We start from the raw sequence: 16,311 nt of genomic DNA on the forward strand, positions 1-16,311 counted from the left end.
ATCTGGCTCTAAGCCTCTCTCGTCGCCTTTAAGCCTGTCACCGGTCAACTAACTATGCTCCATGCGCATCTGGGGGATAGGTGCGTGGCGGCTCTTGTGATAACATCCGGCGGTTTCCAAGGTAGTCCGATGTGGCTGCCTTTACTGCGCAGATCCATGGCATAACTCGTTGATTTGTCGTAAGTCGGTGCTGGCACTCAGCCTGCAGCGGCGAGCTTCGTTCGTCCCATATGGATGTGACGAAGTTTCACCAGAAAAAGGAATCAGGCTTCTCATGGGCGAACTGGCCAAAGAAATCCTCCCGGTCAATATCGAAGACGAGCTGAAACAGTCCTACCTCGACTACGCGATGAGCGTAATTGTCGGTCGGGCACTGCCTGATGCGCGCGATGGCTTGAAGCCCGTGCATCGGCGTGTGCTGTTCGCGATGAGCGAGCTGGGTAACGACTTCAACAAGCCGTACAAGAAATCTGCCCGTGTTGTCGGTGACGTGATCGGTAAGTATCACCCGCACGGTGATACCGCGGTGTACGACACCATCGTTCGTATGGCGCAGCCATTCTCGCTGCGTTACCTGCTGGTAGACGGTCAAGGCAACTTCGGTTCGGTCGACGGCGACAACGCCGCTGCGATGCGATACACCGAAGTGCGCATGACCAAGCTGGCGCACGAGCTGCTGGCTGACCTGCATAAAGAAACCGTGGACTGGGTGCCGAACTACGACGGCACCGAAATGATCCCGGCGGTCATGCCGACCCGCATTCCCAACCTGCTGGTCAACGGTTCCAGCGGTATCGCCGTGGGCATGGCGACCAACATTCCGCCGCACAACCTCGGTGAAGTCATCGACGGTTGCCTGGCACTCATCGACAACCCCGAGTTGACCATCGATGAGCTGATGCAATACATCCCAGGTCCGGACTTCCCGACCGCCGCGATCATCAATGGTCGCGCCGGTATCATCGAAGCCTACCGCACCGGTCGCGGGCGCATTTACATGCGTGCCCGTTCGATCATCGAAGACATCGACAAGGTTGGTGGTCGTCAGCAGATCGTCATCACCGAACTGCCTTACCAGTTGAACAAGGCACGTCTGATCGAGAAGATCGCCGAGCTGGTCAAAGAGAAGAAGCTGGAAGGCATCACCGAACTGCGCGACGAGTCCGATAAAGACGGTATGCGCGTGGTGATCGAGCTGCGTCGTGGCGAAGTGCCTGAGGTTATCCTCAACAACCTCTACGCCCAGACCCAGCTGCAAGCGGTGTTCGGTATCAACATCGTTGCGCTGATCGACGGCCGTCCGCGGATCCTGAACCTCAAGGACCTGCTGGAAGCCTTCGTCCGTCACCGCCGCGAAGTGGTGACCCGCCGTACCGTGTTCGAACTGCGTAAGGCCCGTGAGCGTGGTCACATCCTCGAAGGTCAGGCAGTTGCGCTGTCGAACATCGACCCGGTCATCGCCCTGATCAAGGCTTCGCCAACGCCGTCGGAAGCCAAGGAAGCACTGATCAGCACGCCGTGGGAGTCCTCCGCGGTGGTTGCGATGGTTGAGCGTGCCGGTGCTGACTCTTGCCGTCCAGAGACCCTGGACCCGCAATACGGTCTGCGCGAAGGCAAGTACTTCCTGTCGCCGGAACAGGCGCAAGCCATTCTGGAGCTGCGTCTGCACCGTCTGACCGGCCTGGAGCACGAAAAACTGCTGGCCGAGTATCAAGAGATTCTCAACCAGATCGGCGAGCTGATCCGCATCCTCAACAGCGCCACGCGCCTGATGGAAGTGATCCGCGAAGAGCTGGAAGTGATTCGTGCCGAGTACGGCGATGTGCGTCGCACCGAAATTCTCGATGCGCGCCTGGACCTGACCCTGGGTGACATGATCCCGGAAGAAGAGCGCGTCGTGACCATTTCCCACGGTGGCTACGCCAAGACCCAGCCTTTGGCTGCGTACCAGGCCCAGCGTCGTGGCGGTAAAGGCAAATCGGCTACCGGCGTCAAGGATGAGGACTACATCGCTCACCTGCTGGTCGCCAACAGCCACACCACGCTGCTGCTGTTCTCCAGCAAGGGCAAGGTTTACTGGCTGAAAACCTACGAAATTCCTGAGGCGTCCCGCGCTGCCCGCGGTCGTCCGCTGGTCAACCTGCTGCCGCTGGACGACGGTGAGTACATCACCACCATGCTGCCGGTCGAGGAATACACCGAAGGTCACTACATCTTCATGGCTACCGCCAACGGCACCGTGAAGAAGACCCCGCTGGAATCCTTCAGCCGTCAGCGCAGCGTTGGCTTGATCGCGCTGGAGCTGGACGAAGGCGACGTGTTGATCAGTGCTGCCATCACCGATGGCGAGCGTGAAGTCATGCTGTTCTCCGACGGCGGCAAGGTTACCCGCTTCAAAGAGTCCGACGTTCGCGCCATGGGCCGTACCGCTCGCGGTGTCCGCGGCATGCGTCTGCCGGAAGGTCAGAAGCTGATTTCCATGCTGATCCCGGAAGAAGGCAGCCAGATCCTCACCGCTTCGGCGCGTGGTTTCGGCAAGCGTACCGCCATCACCGAATTCCCTGAGTACAAGCGTGGGGGTCAGGGCGTTATCGCCATGGTCAGCAACGAGCGTAACGGCCGTCTGGTCGGTGCGGTCCAGGTGCTCGACGGCGAGGAAATCATGCTGATTTCCGACCAGGGCACCCTGGTGCGCACTCGTGTTGACGAAGTATCCAGTCTGGGTCGTAACACTCAGGGCGTGACCCTGATCAAACTGGCCAGCGATGAAACACTGGTCGGTCTGGAGCGGGTTCAGGAACCATCGGAAGTCGAAGGCGAAGAGCTGGAAGGCGAAGAGGGTGCCGAGCTCGAAGGTGTGGTGCTCGATGCCGGCACCGAGCCGGACGATACTGTCGAAAGCCAGCAGGCTGAAGCAGCTGACGAAGAAGAGTCGCAAGACTAACCAAATCGTAGCAGGGCAGAGTGTTTGCTCTGTCCGCTACCGTGAATGCATAGCGAGAGTGGATGTGAGCAAACGAGCCTATAACTTCTGCGCAGGTCCTGCTGCGCTGCCTGAAGCTGTCCTGTTGCGTGCCCAGTCGGAATTGCTCGACTGGCATGGCAAGGGTCTCTCGGTCATGGAAATGAGCCATCGCAGCGATGAGTTCGTGTCCATTGCGACCAAGGCCGAGCAGGATCTGCGTGATCTGCTGAATATCCCCTCGAACTATAAAGTGCTGTTTCTGCAAGGTGGCGCCAGCCAGCAATTTGCTCAGATTCCTCTGAACCTGTTGCCGGAAAACGGCAAGGCCGACTATATCGATACCGGTATCTGGTCGCAGAAAGCCATTGAAGAAGCGCAGCGCTACGGCCACGTCAACGTCGCCGCGACCGCCAAGCCTTACGACTATTTCGCAATTCCCGGCCAGAACGAATGGAAGCTGTCGCAAGACGCGGCCTACGTGCACTACGCGCCGAACGAAACCATCGGTGGTCTGGAATTCCAGTGGATCCCGGAAACCGGTGATGTTCCGCTGGTTGCAGACATGTCTTCGGACATTCTCTCGCGCCCTGTGGATATCTCGCGTTTCGGCATGATCTACGCCGGTGCCCAGAAAAACATCGGCCCGAGCGGCATCGTCGTCAACATCGTGCGTGAAGACCTGTTGGGTCGTGCCCGTTCGTTCTGCCCGACCATGCTTGACTACAAGGTCGCGGCCGACAACGGCTCGATGTACAACACCCCGCCAACACTGGCCTGGTACTTGTCCGGTCTTGTGTTCGAATGGCTGAAAGAGCAGGGTGGTGTTGAGGCCATTGGCAAGCTCAATGAAGTCAAGCAGCGCACGCTGTACAACTTCATTGATGCCAGCGGCTTGTACAGCAACCCGATCAACAAGACTGACCGCTCGTGGATGAACGTGCCGTTCCGTCTGGCTGACGATCGCCTCGACAAGCCGTTCCTGGTCGGTGCTGAAGCGCGCGGACTGCTGAACCTCAAGGGTCACCGTTCGGTAGGCGGCATGCGTGCCTCTATCTACAACGCCGTCGACATCAACGCAGTCAACGCGCTGGTGGCGTACATGGCAGAGTTCGAGAAGGAACACGGCTAATGTCTGAGCAAGAACTCAAGGCACTGCGCCTGCGCATTGATGCTCTGGACGAAAAAATCCTCGAGCTGATCAGTGAGCGTGCACGCTGCGCCCAGGAAGTCGCGCGAGTAAAGATGGCTACGCTGGCCGAAGGCGAAGTGCCGGTGTTCTATCGTCCTGAGCGTGAGGCTCAGGTGCTCAAGCGCGTAATGGAGCGCAATCAGGGACCGCTGGGCAACGAAGAGATGGCGCGGTTGTTCCGTGAAATCATGTCCTCGTGCCTGGCGCTCGAACAGCCGCTGAAAGTGGCCTACCTCGGGCCTGAAGGAACCTTCACTCAAGCGGCGGCCATGAAGCACTTTGGCCATGCGGTGATCAGCAAGCCAATGGCGGCGATCGATGAAGTGTTCCGTGAAGTGGCTGCCGGTGCGGTGAACTTTGGCGTGGTGCCTGTGGAAAACTCCACCGAGGGTGCGGTCAACCACACTCTCGACAGCTTCCTCGAACACGACATGGTTATCTGTGGCGAAGTCGAGCTGCGCATTCACCACCACTTGCTGGTGGGTGAAAACACCAAGACCGACAGCATCAGCCGCATTTATTCCCATGCCCAGTCCCTGGCGCAGTGCCGCAAGTGGCTGGACGCTCATTACCCGAACGTTGAACGCGTGGCGGTATCGAGCAATGCCGAAGCGGCCAAGCGGGTCAAGGGTGAGTGGAACTCGGCGGCGATCGCCGGCGACATGGCGGCAGGCTTGTACGGTTTGACCCGTCTGGCCGAAAAAATCGAGGATCGCCCGGACAACTCCACGCGATTCCTGATGATCGGCAGCCAGGAAGTGCCACCGACCGGCGACGACAAAACGTCGATCATCGTCTCGATGAGCAACAAACCTGGCGCGCTTCACGAGTTGCTGGTGCCGTTCCATGACAATGGTATCGACCTGACTCGGATCGAAACCCGTCCATCGCGCAGCGGCAAGTGGACCTACGTGTTCTTCATCGATTTCGTCGGCCACCACCGCGACCCGCTGATAAAAGCGGTGCTGGAGAAAATCAGTCAGGAAGCGGTAGCACTTAAAGTGTTGGGTTCCTACCCGAAAGCAGTTCTCTAAAGGCGTTGATAATGAGTGGCGACTTCCTCGCTCTGGCACAGCCGGGCGTGCAACAACTTTCGCCTTACGTTCCGGGCAAACCCGTGGACGAACTGGCCCGCGAGCTGGACATCGATCCGGCAAAAATCGTCAAGCTGGCGAGCAACGAAAACCCGCTGGGTGCCAGTCCCAAGGCACTGGCGGCGATTCGCGAAGAACTGGCTGAGCTGACTCGCTATCCAGACGGCAACGGGTTTGCGCTGAAAACCCTGCTGGCTGAGCAGTGCCGGGTCGAGCTCAATCAAGTGACGTTGGGCAACGGCTCCAACGACATTCTCGAGCTGGTCGCGCGTGCCTATCTGGCGCCAGGTCTGAATGCGGTCTTCAGTGAGCACGCGTTTGCCGTCTACCCGATCGTCACTCAGGCGGTGGGTGCCGAGGCGCGAGTGATTCCAGCCAAGGACTGGGGTCATGACCTGTCGGCGATGCTCGAAGCCATCGACAGCAACACCCGCGTGGTGTTCATCGCCAACCCGAACAACCCGACCGGAACCTGGTTTGACGCCGAGGCGCTGGACGAGTTTCTGCAGGACGTGCCTGAGCGCGTGCTGGTGGTGCTGGATGAGGCGTACATCGAGTACGCCGAAGGCAGCGACCTGCCGGATGGTCTGGATTTCCTCGCGGCGTACCCGAACCTGCTGGTTTCCCGGACCTTCTCCAAGGCCTACGGTCTGGCTGCGCTGCGTGTGGGTTATGGCTTGTCGACCGCAGTGGTCGCCGATGTGTTGAATCGTGTGCGTCAGCCATTCAACGTCAACAGCCTGGCCCTGGCAGCAGCCTGCGCAGCGTTGCAGGATGATGAATACCTGGCTGAAAGCCGTCGTCTGAACGAGTCCGGCATGCAGCAGCTCGAAGCAGGTTTTCGTGAGTTGGGGCTGAGCTGGATTCCTTCCAAGGGCAACTTCATCTGTGTCGATCTGGGGCGCGTTGCGGCGCCGGTTTTCCAGGGTTTGCTGCATGAAGGTGTGATCGTGCGTCCGGTGGCCAATTACGGCATGCCGAATCACTTGCGCATCACCATCGGTCTGCCGGCTGAAAACAGTCGCTTCCTTGAGGCGCTGGCCAAGGTTCTGGCCCGTGGTTGATGTCATCGCCGTGCAACCTGCTGTGCCTATGATCGGTCGCCTGGTGGTGATCGGTCTCGGGCTGATCGGTGGTTCGTTCGCCAAGGGCCTGCGTGAAAGCGGGTTGTGCCGCGAAGTGGTGGGTGTTGACCTCGATCCGCAATCGCGAAAACTGGCGGTTGAGCTGGGCGTGGTGGACCGTTGTGAAGACGACCTCGCTAGCGCGTGCTGCGGTGCCGATGTGATTCAGCTGGCGGTGCCGATCCTGGCGATGGAGAAACTGCTGGTGCTGTTGGCTGGCATGGACCTGGGGGCGGCGATTCTGACCGATGTCGGCAGTGCCAAAGGCAATGTGGTGCGCGCAGCGACCGAGGCCTTCGGTGGCATGCCTGCACGCTTCGTTCCAGGGCATCCGATCGCCGGTTCCGAGCAGAGCGGAGTCGAGGCTTCCAATGCTCAGCTGTTCCGTCGACACAAAGTGATTCTGACACCGCTTGAACAAACCGATCCGGCTGCGCTGGCAGTTGTCGACCGGCTCTGGCGTGAATTGGGTGCCGATGTCGAGCACATGCAGGTCGAGCGTCACGACGAAGTGTTGGCGGCGACCAGTCATTTGCCGCACCTGCTGGCATTCGGTTTGGTCGATTCGTTGGCTAAACGCAGTGAAAATCTGGAAATCTTCCGTTACGCTGCGGGCGGTTTCCGCGATTTCACGAGAATCGCCGGCAGTGACCCGGTCATGTGGCACGACATCTTCCTCGCCAATCGCGAAGCTGTCCTGCGCACACTCGATACATTTCGCAGCGATCTCGACGCCTTGCGCGACGCGGTCGATGCAGGGGACGGGCACCAACTGTTGGGCGTCTTTACGCGCGCCCGGGTTGCCCGCGAGCATTTCAGTAAAATCCTGGCCCGCCGGGCCTATGTGGACGCTATGAACTCCAACGATCTGATTTTCCTGGCAAATCCTGGTGGCCGCCTGAGTGGGCGGATTCGTGTACCGGGCGACAAATCAATTTCCCACCGTTCGATCATGCTCGGCTCCCTCGCTGAAGGCGTTACCGAAGTCGAAGGTTTCCTCGAGGGTGAAGATGCCCTGGCGACCTTGCAGGCCTTCCGTGACATGGGTGTCGTGATCGAAGGTCCGCACCATGGTCGCGTGACCATCCACGGTGTCGGCCTGCATGGCTTGAAGCCGGCTCCCGGCCCGATCTATCTGGGCAACTCGGGTACGTCGATGCGTCTGTTGTCCGGCTTGCTGGCTGCGCAGGACTTCGACAGCACCTTGACGGGCGATGCGTCGCTGTCCAAGCGTCCGATGAATCGTGTGGCCAACCCGCTGCGCGAAATGGGTGCGGTGATCGAGACGGCGGCAGAAGGTCGTCCGCCGATGACCATTCGTGGCGGCAACAAGCTCAAGGGCCTGACCTACACCATGCCGATGGCCAGCGCCCAGGTTAAATCCTGCCTGCTGTTGGCGGGTCTGTACGCCGAGGGCAAGACCACCGTCACCGAACCTGCTCCAACCCGTGACCATACCGAGCGTATGCTGCGTGGCTTCGGCTACCCGGTTACCGTCAGCGGCGCCACGGCGTCGGTCGAATCCGGCCACAAGCTGAGCGCGACGCACATTGAAGTGCCGGGCGATATCTCTTCGTCGGCATTCTTCCTGGTCGCGGCGTCGATTGCCGAAGGTTCGGAGTTGGTGCTCGAGCACGTGGGGATCAACCCGACCCGTACCGGCGTGATCGACATCCTGCGCCTGATGGGCGCCGATATCACTCTGGAAAACCAGCGTGAAGTCGGTGGTGAGCCAGTGGCTGATTTGCGCGTGCGGGCAGCTAAGCTTAAGGGTATCGAAATTCCTGAAGCGCTGGTTCCGCTGGCCATCGACGAATTCCCGGTGCTGTTCGTGGCGGCGGCCTGTGCAGAAGGTCGGACTATCTTGCGCGGCGCGGAAGAGTTGCGGGTCAAGGAATCGGATCGTATCCAGGTGATGGCGGATGGTTTGCTGGCGCTGGGCGTCAAGTGCGAGCCAACGCCGGACGGCATCATCATCGACGGCAGCCAGATTGGCGGCGGCGAGGTGCATGGTCACGGCGATCACCGGATTGCCATGGCGTTCAGCGTTGCATCGTTGCGTGCCAATGCACCGATCCGTATCCATGATTGCGCCAACGTTGCGACCTCCTTCCCGAACTTCCTCGCGTTGTGCGCGCAAGTCGGTATTCGTGTTGCTCAAGAGGCTCAGTCGTGACCAGCCACGCTCCGGTAATCACCATCGACGGACCGAGCGGCTCGGGCAAGGGCACCATCGCCGGGATTCTCGCCAAGCGCCTGGGTTGGTGCTTGCTGGATTCCGGTGCGTTGTACCGTTTGCTGGCATTCGCTGCGCGCAATCATGGTGTCGACCTGACCAACGAAGAGTCGCTGAAGCTGTTGGCCGCTCATCTCGATGTGCAGTTCATCGGGGCGACCGAAGGTCATCCGCAGCGCATCATCCTTGAAGGTGATGATGTCACTGACGATTTGCGCAACGAGCAGGTTGGTGCATGGGCCTCGCAAGTGGCGGCACTGCCTGCCGTGCGTGACGCCTTGCTGCAGCGCCAGCGGGCATTTCAGGAGGCGCCGGGGTTGGTGGCTGATGGCCGCGACATGGGCACCGTTGTATTTCCTGACGCGCCGCTGAAGATTTTTCTGACCGCCAGCGCCGAGGAACGGGCGCGCCGACGTTATTTGCAGTTGAAGGGCAAAGTCGAGGGTGTTAGTCTGTCGAGTCTGCTAGATGAGATCCGTGTGCGCGATGAGCGCGACACCCAGCGAGCGGTAGCCCCGCTCAAGCCGGCGGTCGACGCCATACAGCTGGATTCCACGGAGTTGTCCATCGAGCAGGTGCTGGAACGCATCATGAGCGAGATCGCCATTCGCGATATCGCCGGGTGACCAAGAAGCACCGCAGGGGACCAGTCATAGTCTTGCGGCGTTTCTTTTATATAAACGTAACCCACATTGTCTGGGATGTGGCAGATGGGCGTATTCTTCGCCCTTATCAACAGGAATTAAAATGAGCGAAAGCTTTGCGGAACTCTTTGAAGAAAGCCTAAAAACCCTGAACCTTCAGGCAGGCTCCATCATCACCGGTGTTATCGTTGATATCGATTACCAAGCTCGCTGGGTAACCGTTCACGCTGGCCTGAAGTCTGAAGCACTCATCCCGCTTGAGCAGTTCTACAACGACGCTGGCGAACTGAATATCAACGTCGGTGACGAAGTTCACGTTGCGCTGGATTCGGTTGAAGACGGCTTTGGTGAAACCAAGCTGTCCCGTGAAAAAGCCAAGCGCGCTGAATGCTGGATCGTTCTGGAAGCAGCCTTCGCAGCCGAAGAAGTGGTCAAGGGCGTTATCAACGGTAAGGTTAAAGGCGGCTTCACTGTCGACGTTAACGGCATCCGTGCGTTCCTGCCTGGTTCTCTGGTTGACGTCCGTCCAGTGCGCGACACCACGCACCTGGAAGGCAAAGAGCTGGAATTCAAGGTCATCAAACTCGACCAGAAACGCAACAACGTTGTCGTTTCCCGTCGTAGCGTCCTCGAAGCCGAGAACTCCGCTGAGCGTGAAGCTCTGCTGGAATCCCTGCAGGAAGGTCAACAAGTCAAAGGTATCGTCAAAAACCTCACCGATTACGGCGCATTCGTCGATCTGGGTGGCGTCGATGGCCTGCTGCACATTACCGACATGGCTTGGAAGCGTATCAAGCATCCTTCCGAAATCGTCAACGTTGGCGACGAGATCGATGTCAAGGTTCTGAAGTACGATCGCGAGCGCAATCGTGTTTCCCTGGGCCTGAAGCAACTGGGCGAAGATCCATGGGTTGCTATCAAAGCCCGTTACCCAGAAAGCACTCGCGTTACCGCGCGTGTAACCAACCTGACCGACTACGGCTGCTTCGCTGAGCTGGAAGAAGGCGTTGAAGGTCTGGTACACGTTTCCGAAATGGACTGGACCAACAAGAACATCCACCCTTCGAAAGTCGTACAAGTCGGCGACGAAGTGGAAGTTATGGTTCTGGACATCGACGAAGAGCGTCGTCGTATCTCCCTGGGCATCAAACAGTGTAAATCTAACCCATGGGAAGATTTCTCTGGCCAGTTCAACAAGGGCGATAAAATCTCCGGCACCATCAAGTCGATCACCGATTTCGGTATCTTCATTGGTCTGGACGGCGGCATCGACGGCCTGGTTCACCTGTCCGACATCTCCTGGAACGAAGTGGGCGAAGAAGCCGTACGTCGCTTCAAGAAGGGCGACGAGCTGGACACCGTTATCCTGTCGGTTGACCCAGAGCGCGAGCGTATCTCCCTGGGTATCAAGCAACTGGAAAGCGATCCGTTCTCCGAGTACGTTCAAGAGAACGACAAAGGCGCAATCGTTAAAGGCATCGTGAAAGAAGTTGACGCTAAAGGCGCCATCATCACTTTGGCTACCGATATCGAAGCTACTCTGAAAGCCTCCGAAATCAGCCGTGACCGCATCGAAGATGCGCGCAACGTTCTGAAAGAAGGCGAAGAAGTTGAAGCCAAGATCATCAGCGTTGACCGCAAGAGCCGTGTAATCCAGCTCTCGATCAAGTCGAAAGACGTTGAAGACGAGAAGGAAGCAATCCAGAGCCTGCGCGACAAGCCAGCTGCTTCGGATGCTCCAGTTGACACCACTCTTGGTGCTCTGCTGCGTGCACAGATGGAAAAACAGAACTGAGTTCTGTCAGACCATAGAAAAAGGGCGACTTCGGTCGCCCTTTTTTGTGTCTGAAATTTGAGGTTGTCGGGGTGCTGGGGAAACAATGCGGGAATAAGGTGGTCTGTTGTTTGGGTGTATCAATTGCCTATCTGGAGCTAGGCTTTAGCTTGAACCGAGCATTCGTCGGGTGTGACTCCTGGCATTAAGGAAGGGAATGAACAAGCTCATTGTTGCATTGGCAGTCTTGGTCTTGGTGGGGTGTACGACTAGTGCCAAGACTCACGTAGTGCGCGGCGTGAGTGGTATCGAGATCGATTGTTCGGGGCTCGGATCAGGTTGGGATAAGTGTTACAAGCGTGCTGCAAGAGAGTGTGGGGTGGAGGGGTACAAGGTCATTGGCAGGTCCAGTGATGCTAAGGAGGAGGAAGAGGATTATCTATTCGGGTGGAACCCGGCCGGATACCTCACTCGCGTCATGTTGGTGGTTTGCAGGTGACGGTTCGGTTTGCCTCTGTGGTGGAAGGGAGGGGGTGTCGGTCTCCGAGAAGCGAGCTTTGCGGTGTCTGTCAGGGAATGCAGATAAGTCAATATATAGGCTGTTCAAAATCCTTCGAGCATGCTAAAACCTTTGAAGCGCTGATCTAGCTGCTTGAAAAAGAAGGGAAAAATATGACGAAGTCGGAGTTGATCGAACGAATTGTCACCCATCAAGGGCTACTCTCATCCAAGGATGTGGAGCTGGCCATCAAGACCATGCTTGAGCAAATGTCCCAGTGCCTGGCTACCGGTGATCGAATCGAAATCCGTGGCTTTGGCAGCTTCTCTTTACACTATCGTGCACCGCGCGTCGGCCGTAACCCAAAGACCGGCCAATCCGTCAGCCTCGACGGTAAATTCGTTCCTCATTTCAAACCGGGTAAAGAGCTCCGGGATCGGGTGAATGAGGATGAGGAGGAGGGGCTTTGACAGTCGTCATTCAGAGAGCGATTCATGCGTAATCTCAAACGCGTACTCCTCGGAGTCTTTGTGTTGTTGCTGGTTTTGGCAGTATTGGCATTCGTGCTGGAGAATCAGCAGTCAGTCTCATTGTTGTTCCTGGGGTGGGCAGGTCCACAGTTGCCGGTCTCGGTAGTCACGGTCATTGCACTGCTGCTCGGAATGTTGCTTGGCCCTTGTCTTGGGTGGCTTGTCGGGCGCGTCGGCAAAGCGAGGCGTAAACATCTGGCTTGATGGATTCAGGCGAAACCCGTTCCGGCTGCAAATACCTGATTTTTCGTACGGGTTGGATCTGTGAGGCTCGCGGTAATAATTTCGCCAAGACGATGCTGCGCCTGGGCAAAGATCAGGAAACTTTGCGTGTAATTGCTGATCAGATTGGTAGGCGTAACTGGCGTTGCTCTCATGATCGACATCATAATGACGGCGGTTTTTGGGCGTCGAACATCCGGGTTTTGGCGGTGATTATCACTTGGTCGTGGATGGTGAAATCTTCGGGTGCGGCTATGATTGTCATGTTGTCGACTTTGCGCGTAGGTGCGGTGAGGCATTGACCGTGGTCGCCGTGAATCCAATCGATAAGGATCCATACCGTTGAGCAGTTCCAGGGGCCGAAGATCGCTTGGCTGGACGGGATTGCTTATAATTTGGTCGGATCACACTGGTTCAGCTCGATGTTCAGGCTGAGCGACTGAAAAGCGTCGTTTATGCTCAGTATTTGCCAAAGCTGCTGGACGCATGAGCTGATTGATCGAGGTTTTACACCGGCTTCTCGGATTTGGCGTGTTCCGTTCCGCCAGCATTTTGAGGTCGATTCGATAGCTCCGTGGAGTGCAGGGCCGGGCTTTGGTGAGTGCAGTGTTCGAAGGTGATTCACTCGCTAAAAAATCTGTGGTTTCGGGCCTTATCGTTAGGTTTGGGACGGGTTAGCCGGCGCCAGACCAGGTCTCCGATTGGCCTTTGATCGAGTTTCAGATTCGGGGTTGTGAGTTGTTCGTAAAAAATGGTGTTAGCTGTAGAATGGGTGGGTATGCATTTCTGGCCGAGCGGGCCTCTACAGCTCGGGTCAAATGTAATGGCCATTAACGGCGGAACGGCCGTAGCACAAGCGAACTGCTTGATGGTTTCGCAAGAATTCAACCCCTCGACTTTGCATCTGAAAGAGGTGCAAGGCGACCAGAATATAAACGAGCTCCGTTTTCTGTAGTTAACCTTTCAGAGAGTGAGGATTAAGGACGTTGAGTATGGAACTGATTCCCGTAATTTTGTCTGGTGGTGTGGGTAGCCGGTTGTGGCCTGTGTCTCGAGAGGCCCACCCCAAGCCGTTCATGGATTTGCCAGGTGGCCAGAATCTAATCCAGAAAACCTTCCTGCGAGCTTCGCAACTGGAGGGTGTTGTAGAAGTGCTTACGGTGACTAATCGTGAGCTTTTGTTCAAGACTGAAGACGAGTACGGCGCTGTCAATACTGCCAAGCACTCCCAAGGTTTCATTCTTGAGCCTTTCGGGCGTAATACGGCTGCGGCTGTTGCGGCGGCTGCGCTGCAGTTGGAGGCCACCCATGGCCCCGACGTCCATATGCTGGTGCTGGCTGCTGACCATCTGATCAAGGATGAAAAGGCCTTTGCCGCTGCAGTAGCAAATGCCGTTGCGTTAGCCGCCGAAGGCTGGCTGGTCACTTTTGGCATCCAGCCGACCTACCCCGAAACCGGTTTTGGCTACATCGAGGCACAAAAGAATGCTCCGCTGAACGGCGGCTTGAAAGTTGCGCGTTTCGTCGAGAAGCCTGACCTTGAAACCGCTCAAGGCTACATAAGTGCCGGCAACTACTACTGGAACTCCGGAATGTTCTGCTTCCGGGTCGGCACCGTCCTCGAAGAACTGCGTGAGCATGCTCCAGACGTAGTCGAAGCGGTTGTCAGGACCATTGAGCAGTCTCGCGTTACTTCGTCTGACAAGTACCGTTGCCTGGCCCTCGATGCCGAGTCATTTGCGGAGGTGCCGGATATCTCCATCGATTATGCGTTGATGGAGCGTTCTGCCAAGGTTGCGACCATTCCCTGTGATATCGGCTGGAGTGATATCGGCTCGTGGAATGCTGTTGCTGAGCTGACAGCGCCCGATGCTGACGGCAACCGTTTCGAAGGTGAAGTGTTATCTCATGGTTCCCGCAACAACTATGTAAACAGTGAAGGTCGACTCACTGCGCTGGTTGGCGTCGAAGATCTGCTGGTAATCGACACGCCAGATGCTGTGATGATCGCGCATAAAGACCATGCGCAAGATGTGAAACATATTGTTGGCCAGCTCAAGGCCAATAGCCATACGGTACATTTGCTTCACCGGACGGTGCATCGCCCGTGGGGTACTTACACGACGCTGGAGAACGGCGAGCGCTTCAAGATCAAGCGTATCGTGGTGAAGCCAAAGGCTTCTCTGTCCCTGCAGATGCACCACCACAGAAGTGAGCACTGGATCGTCGTCAGTGGGATGGCGATAGTGGTTAATGATCAGCAGGAGCTGATGTTGAACACTAACGAGTCCACGTTTATTCGTGCGGGCCATCAGCATCGTTTGAGGAACCCGGGCGTGATCGACCTGGTTCTGATTGAAGTGCAGAGTGGAGACTATCTCGGCGAGGACGACATCGTCCGCTTCGAGGATAATTACGGCCGCGTTGATAAGTAATAGCGTTTGGCAGGCAGTCATAAGCCTGATCGGTGAATTTCATCCGATCAGGCTTATTTGCGTTTAATCGGACCTGAAACGTTTCCATTTTTGGCGAGCGTACAAAGCAGCTATACCTGCCTCGCCTTCAGATACCTCAGCAAGAGAGCGGCATGCATACCCCTATCAAGACCCAGTGTTTCAAAGCTTATGACATTCGTGGCCAGGTGCCGTCTGATCTCAATGAAGACGTCGCCTACCGAATAGGCCGCGCCATGGTTGCCGAGTTACAGGGCAAAAGCATTGTGCTGGGGCGGGATATGCGACTCGAAAGCCCAATGCTGGCAGAGGCCATGACGCGGGGGGTGTGTGAGGCGGGCGCCAATGTCATTGACATCGGCTTGTGCGGCACCGAAGAAGTCTACTTCGCCACTAGTGCGTTCAAAGCTGACGGCGGAGTGATGATCACCGCCAGTCACAATCCCAAGGGTTACAACGGGATGAAACTGGTGAAGTCCGAGTCGCGTCCTATCAGTGGCGATACTGGCCTGAATGCGATCCGCGATCGGGTCGAGCGTGGTGACTTGGGGGCATTGGCGACCACGCAGGGTGAAGTGCGCTTCGAGCTGGACAAGACCCTCTACATTGAACATCTGCTCAGCTACGTCAACGTCAGCGCATTGAAGCCCCTCAAGATCCTCGCAGATCCAGGCAATGGTGCTGCCGGCCCCGTGCTGCGAGCGCTGGCTGCTCGGTTGCCGCTGCAGTGGGTGTTCATCAATGAAGAGCCCGACGGCAACTTCCCGAACGGCGTACCCAACCCACTACTACCCGAGAACCGCGAACTGACCCGTCAGGCACTGCTGGCCAACCAGTGCGACATGGGCCTGGCTTGGGATGGTGACTTCGATCGCTGCTTCTTCTTCGATGCCGACGGTCGGTTCATCGAAGGCTATTACCTTGTCGGCCTGCTGGCCGAGATGCTGCTCAAGCAACACCCCGGCAGCAAGATCATCCACGACCCACGGTTGACCTGGAACACCATTGAGCAGGTCGAGCAGGCGGGCGGTATCGCCGTTCAGAGCAAGACTGGGCACGCGTTCATCAAAGAACGTATGCGCGAGGAAGATGCGGTGTATGGCGGGGAGATGAGTGCTCACCACTATTTTCGTGATTTTGCATACTGTGATAGTGGGATGATTCCGTGGTTGTTGGTGGCGGCGTTGATTTCCGAAACGGGAGAAACGCTTGCGCAGCTAGTCGCGAAGCGAATCGAAGCGTTTCCTTGTAGTGGGGAGATTAACTATCGTGTGATGGATGTGAATGAGACCTTAAAAAAGGTGCTCGAACACTTTCTGCCAAGAAAACCGCTTATCGATGAAACAGACGGGATCAGCCTTGAGTTTGGCGATTGGCGCTTCAGCCTGCGAGGATCCAATACGGAGCCATTGCTACGGTTGAATGTGGAGAGTCGTGGGGATGAAGAACTTGTTGTGCGCTATGTGTCGGAAATTGCCGGTTTGATCCGGGGATAAGTACGCTCAGTATGATGAGGGGATGTGGAGCGATGGAAGCTCTGAAAAAGACTTCTATCTCTGGTGAAATGTCCGCCAGCCTTAG

General features: G+C 57.1%; 13 protein-coding genes. All 13 read left to right on the forward strand.

What is annotated here, in order from left to right; translation table 11 throughout:
* Positions 1–274 precede the first annotated feature (274 nt).
* Positions 275–2,944, forward strand: a complete 2,670-nt coding sequence (gene gyrA / locus AC3WK5_RS16790; RefSeq protein WP_103315826.1) for a DNA gyrase subunit A — start codon at positions 275–277, stop codon at positions 2,942–2,944.
* A 64-nt stretch (positions 2,945–3,008) separates the two neighbouring features.
* A complete protein-coding gene (serC, locus tag AC3WK5_RS16795; RefSeq protein WP_103315827.1) occupies positions 3,009–4,094 on the forward strand; it encodes a 3-phosphoserine/phosphohydroxythreonine transaminase in 1,086 nt (361 codons plus the stop codon).
* A complete protein-coding gene (gene pheA, locus AC3WK5_RS16800; RefSeq protein ID WP_019692985.1) occupies positions 4,094–5,188 on the forward strand; it encodes a prephenate dehydratase in 1,095 nt (364 codons plus the stop codon). The genes serC and pheA overlap by 1 nt, the downstream gene beginning before the upstream one ends.
* A gap of 11 nt (positions 5,189–5,199) precedes the next feature.
* Positions 5,200–6,312: a histidinol-phosphate transaminase gene (hisC, locus tag AC3WK5_RS16805; protein ID WP_054593463.1), complete on the forward strand. Its 1,113-nt coding sequence runs from the start codon at positions 5,200–5,202 to the stop codon at positions 6,310–6,312.
* A gap of 28 nt (positions 6,313–6,340) precedes the next feature.
* Positions 6,341–8,548 carry a bifunctional prephenate dehydrogenase/3-phosphoshikimate 1-carboxyvinyltransferase gene (locus AC3WK5_RS16810; protein ID WP_103315909.1) on the forward strand — a complete coding sequence of 736 codons (2,208 nt, stop codon included), beginning with the start codon at positions 6,341–6,343 and terminating at the stop codon, positions 8,546–8,548.
* Positions 8,545–9,234 (forward strand): (d)CMP kinase, encoded by a 690-nt coding sequence (gene cmk / locus AC3WK5_RS16815; RefSeq protein WP_054593462.1) that lies wholly within the window; start codon positions 8,545–8,547, stop codon positions 9,232–9,234. Before AC3WK5_RS16810 ends, cmk begins: the two co-directional genes overlap by 4 nt.
* A gap of 121 nt (positions 9,235–9,355) precedes the next feature.
* The gene (rpsA, locus tag AC3WK5_RS16820) at positions 9,356–11,047 is read left to right on the forward strand and encodes a 30S ribosomal protein S1 (protein ID WP_019692981.1); all 1,692 of its coding nucleotides are present in this window, start codon (positions 9,356–9,358) and stop codon (positions 11,045–11,047) included.
* A gap of 196 nt (positions 11,048–11,243) precedes the next feature.
* Positions 11,244–11,525, forward strand: coding sequence for a hypothetical protein (locus AC3WK5_RS16825; protein ID WP_054593461.1), 282 nt, complete (start codon positions 11,244–11,246; stop codon positions 11,523–11,525).
* 173 nt (positions 11,526–11,698) lie between these two features.
* Positions 11,699–11,995: an integration host factor subunit beta gene (gene ihfB, locus AC3WK5_RS16830; RefSeq protein ID WP_003369729.1), complete on the forward strand. Its 297-nt coding sequence runs from the start codon at positions 11,699–11,701 to the stop codon at positions 11,993–11,995.
* A gap of 24 nt (positions 11,996–12,019) precedes the next feature.
* Positions 12,020–12,259 carry a LapA family protein gene (locus AC3WK5_RS16835; RefSeq protein WP_103315828.1) on the forward strand — a complete coding sequence of 80 codons (240 nt, stop codon included), beginning with the start codon at positions 12,020–12,022 and terminating at the stop codon, positions 12,257–12,259.
* Positions 12,259–12,579 carry a sugar nucleotide-binding protein gene (locus AC3WK5_RS16840; RefSeq protein WP_103315829.1) on the forward strand — a complete coding sequence of 107 codons (321 nt, stop codon included), beginning with the start codon at positions 12,259–12,261 and terminating at the stop codon, positions 12,577–12,579. Before AC3WK5_RS16835 ends, AC3WK5_RS16840 begins: the two co-directional genes overlap by 1 nt.
* Before the next feature lie 690 nt (positions 12,580–13,269).
* A complete protein-coding gene (locus tag AC3WK5_RS16845) occupies positions 13,270–14,712 on the forward strand; it encodes a mannose-1-phosphate guanylyltransferase/mannose-6-phosphate isomerase (RefSeq protein ID WP_103315831.1) in 1,443 nt (480 codons plus the stop codon).
* 152 nt (positions 14,713–14,864) lie between these two features.
* On the forward strand, positions 14,865–16,226 hold the full coding sequence (locus AC3WK5_RS16850) for a phosphohexomutase domain-containing protein (RefSeq protein WP_103315832.1): 1,362 nt from the start codon (positions 14,865–14,867) through the stop codon (positions 16,224–16,226).
* Positions 16,227–16,311 lie beyond the last annotated feature (85 nt).

This window comes from Pseudomonas sp. FW306-02-D09B (genome assembly GCF_058782685.1).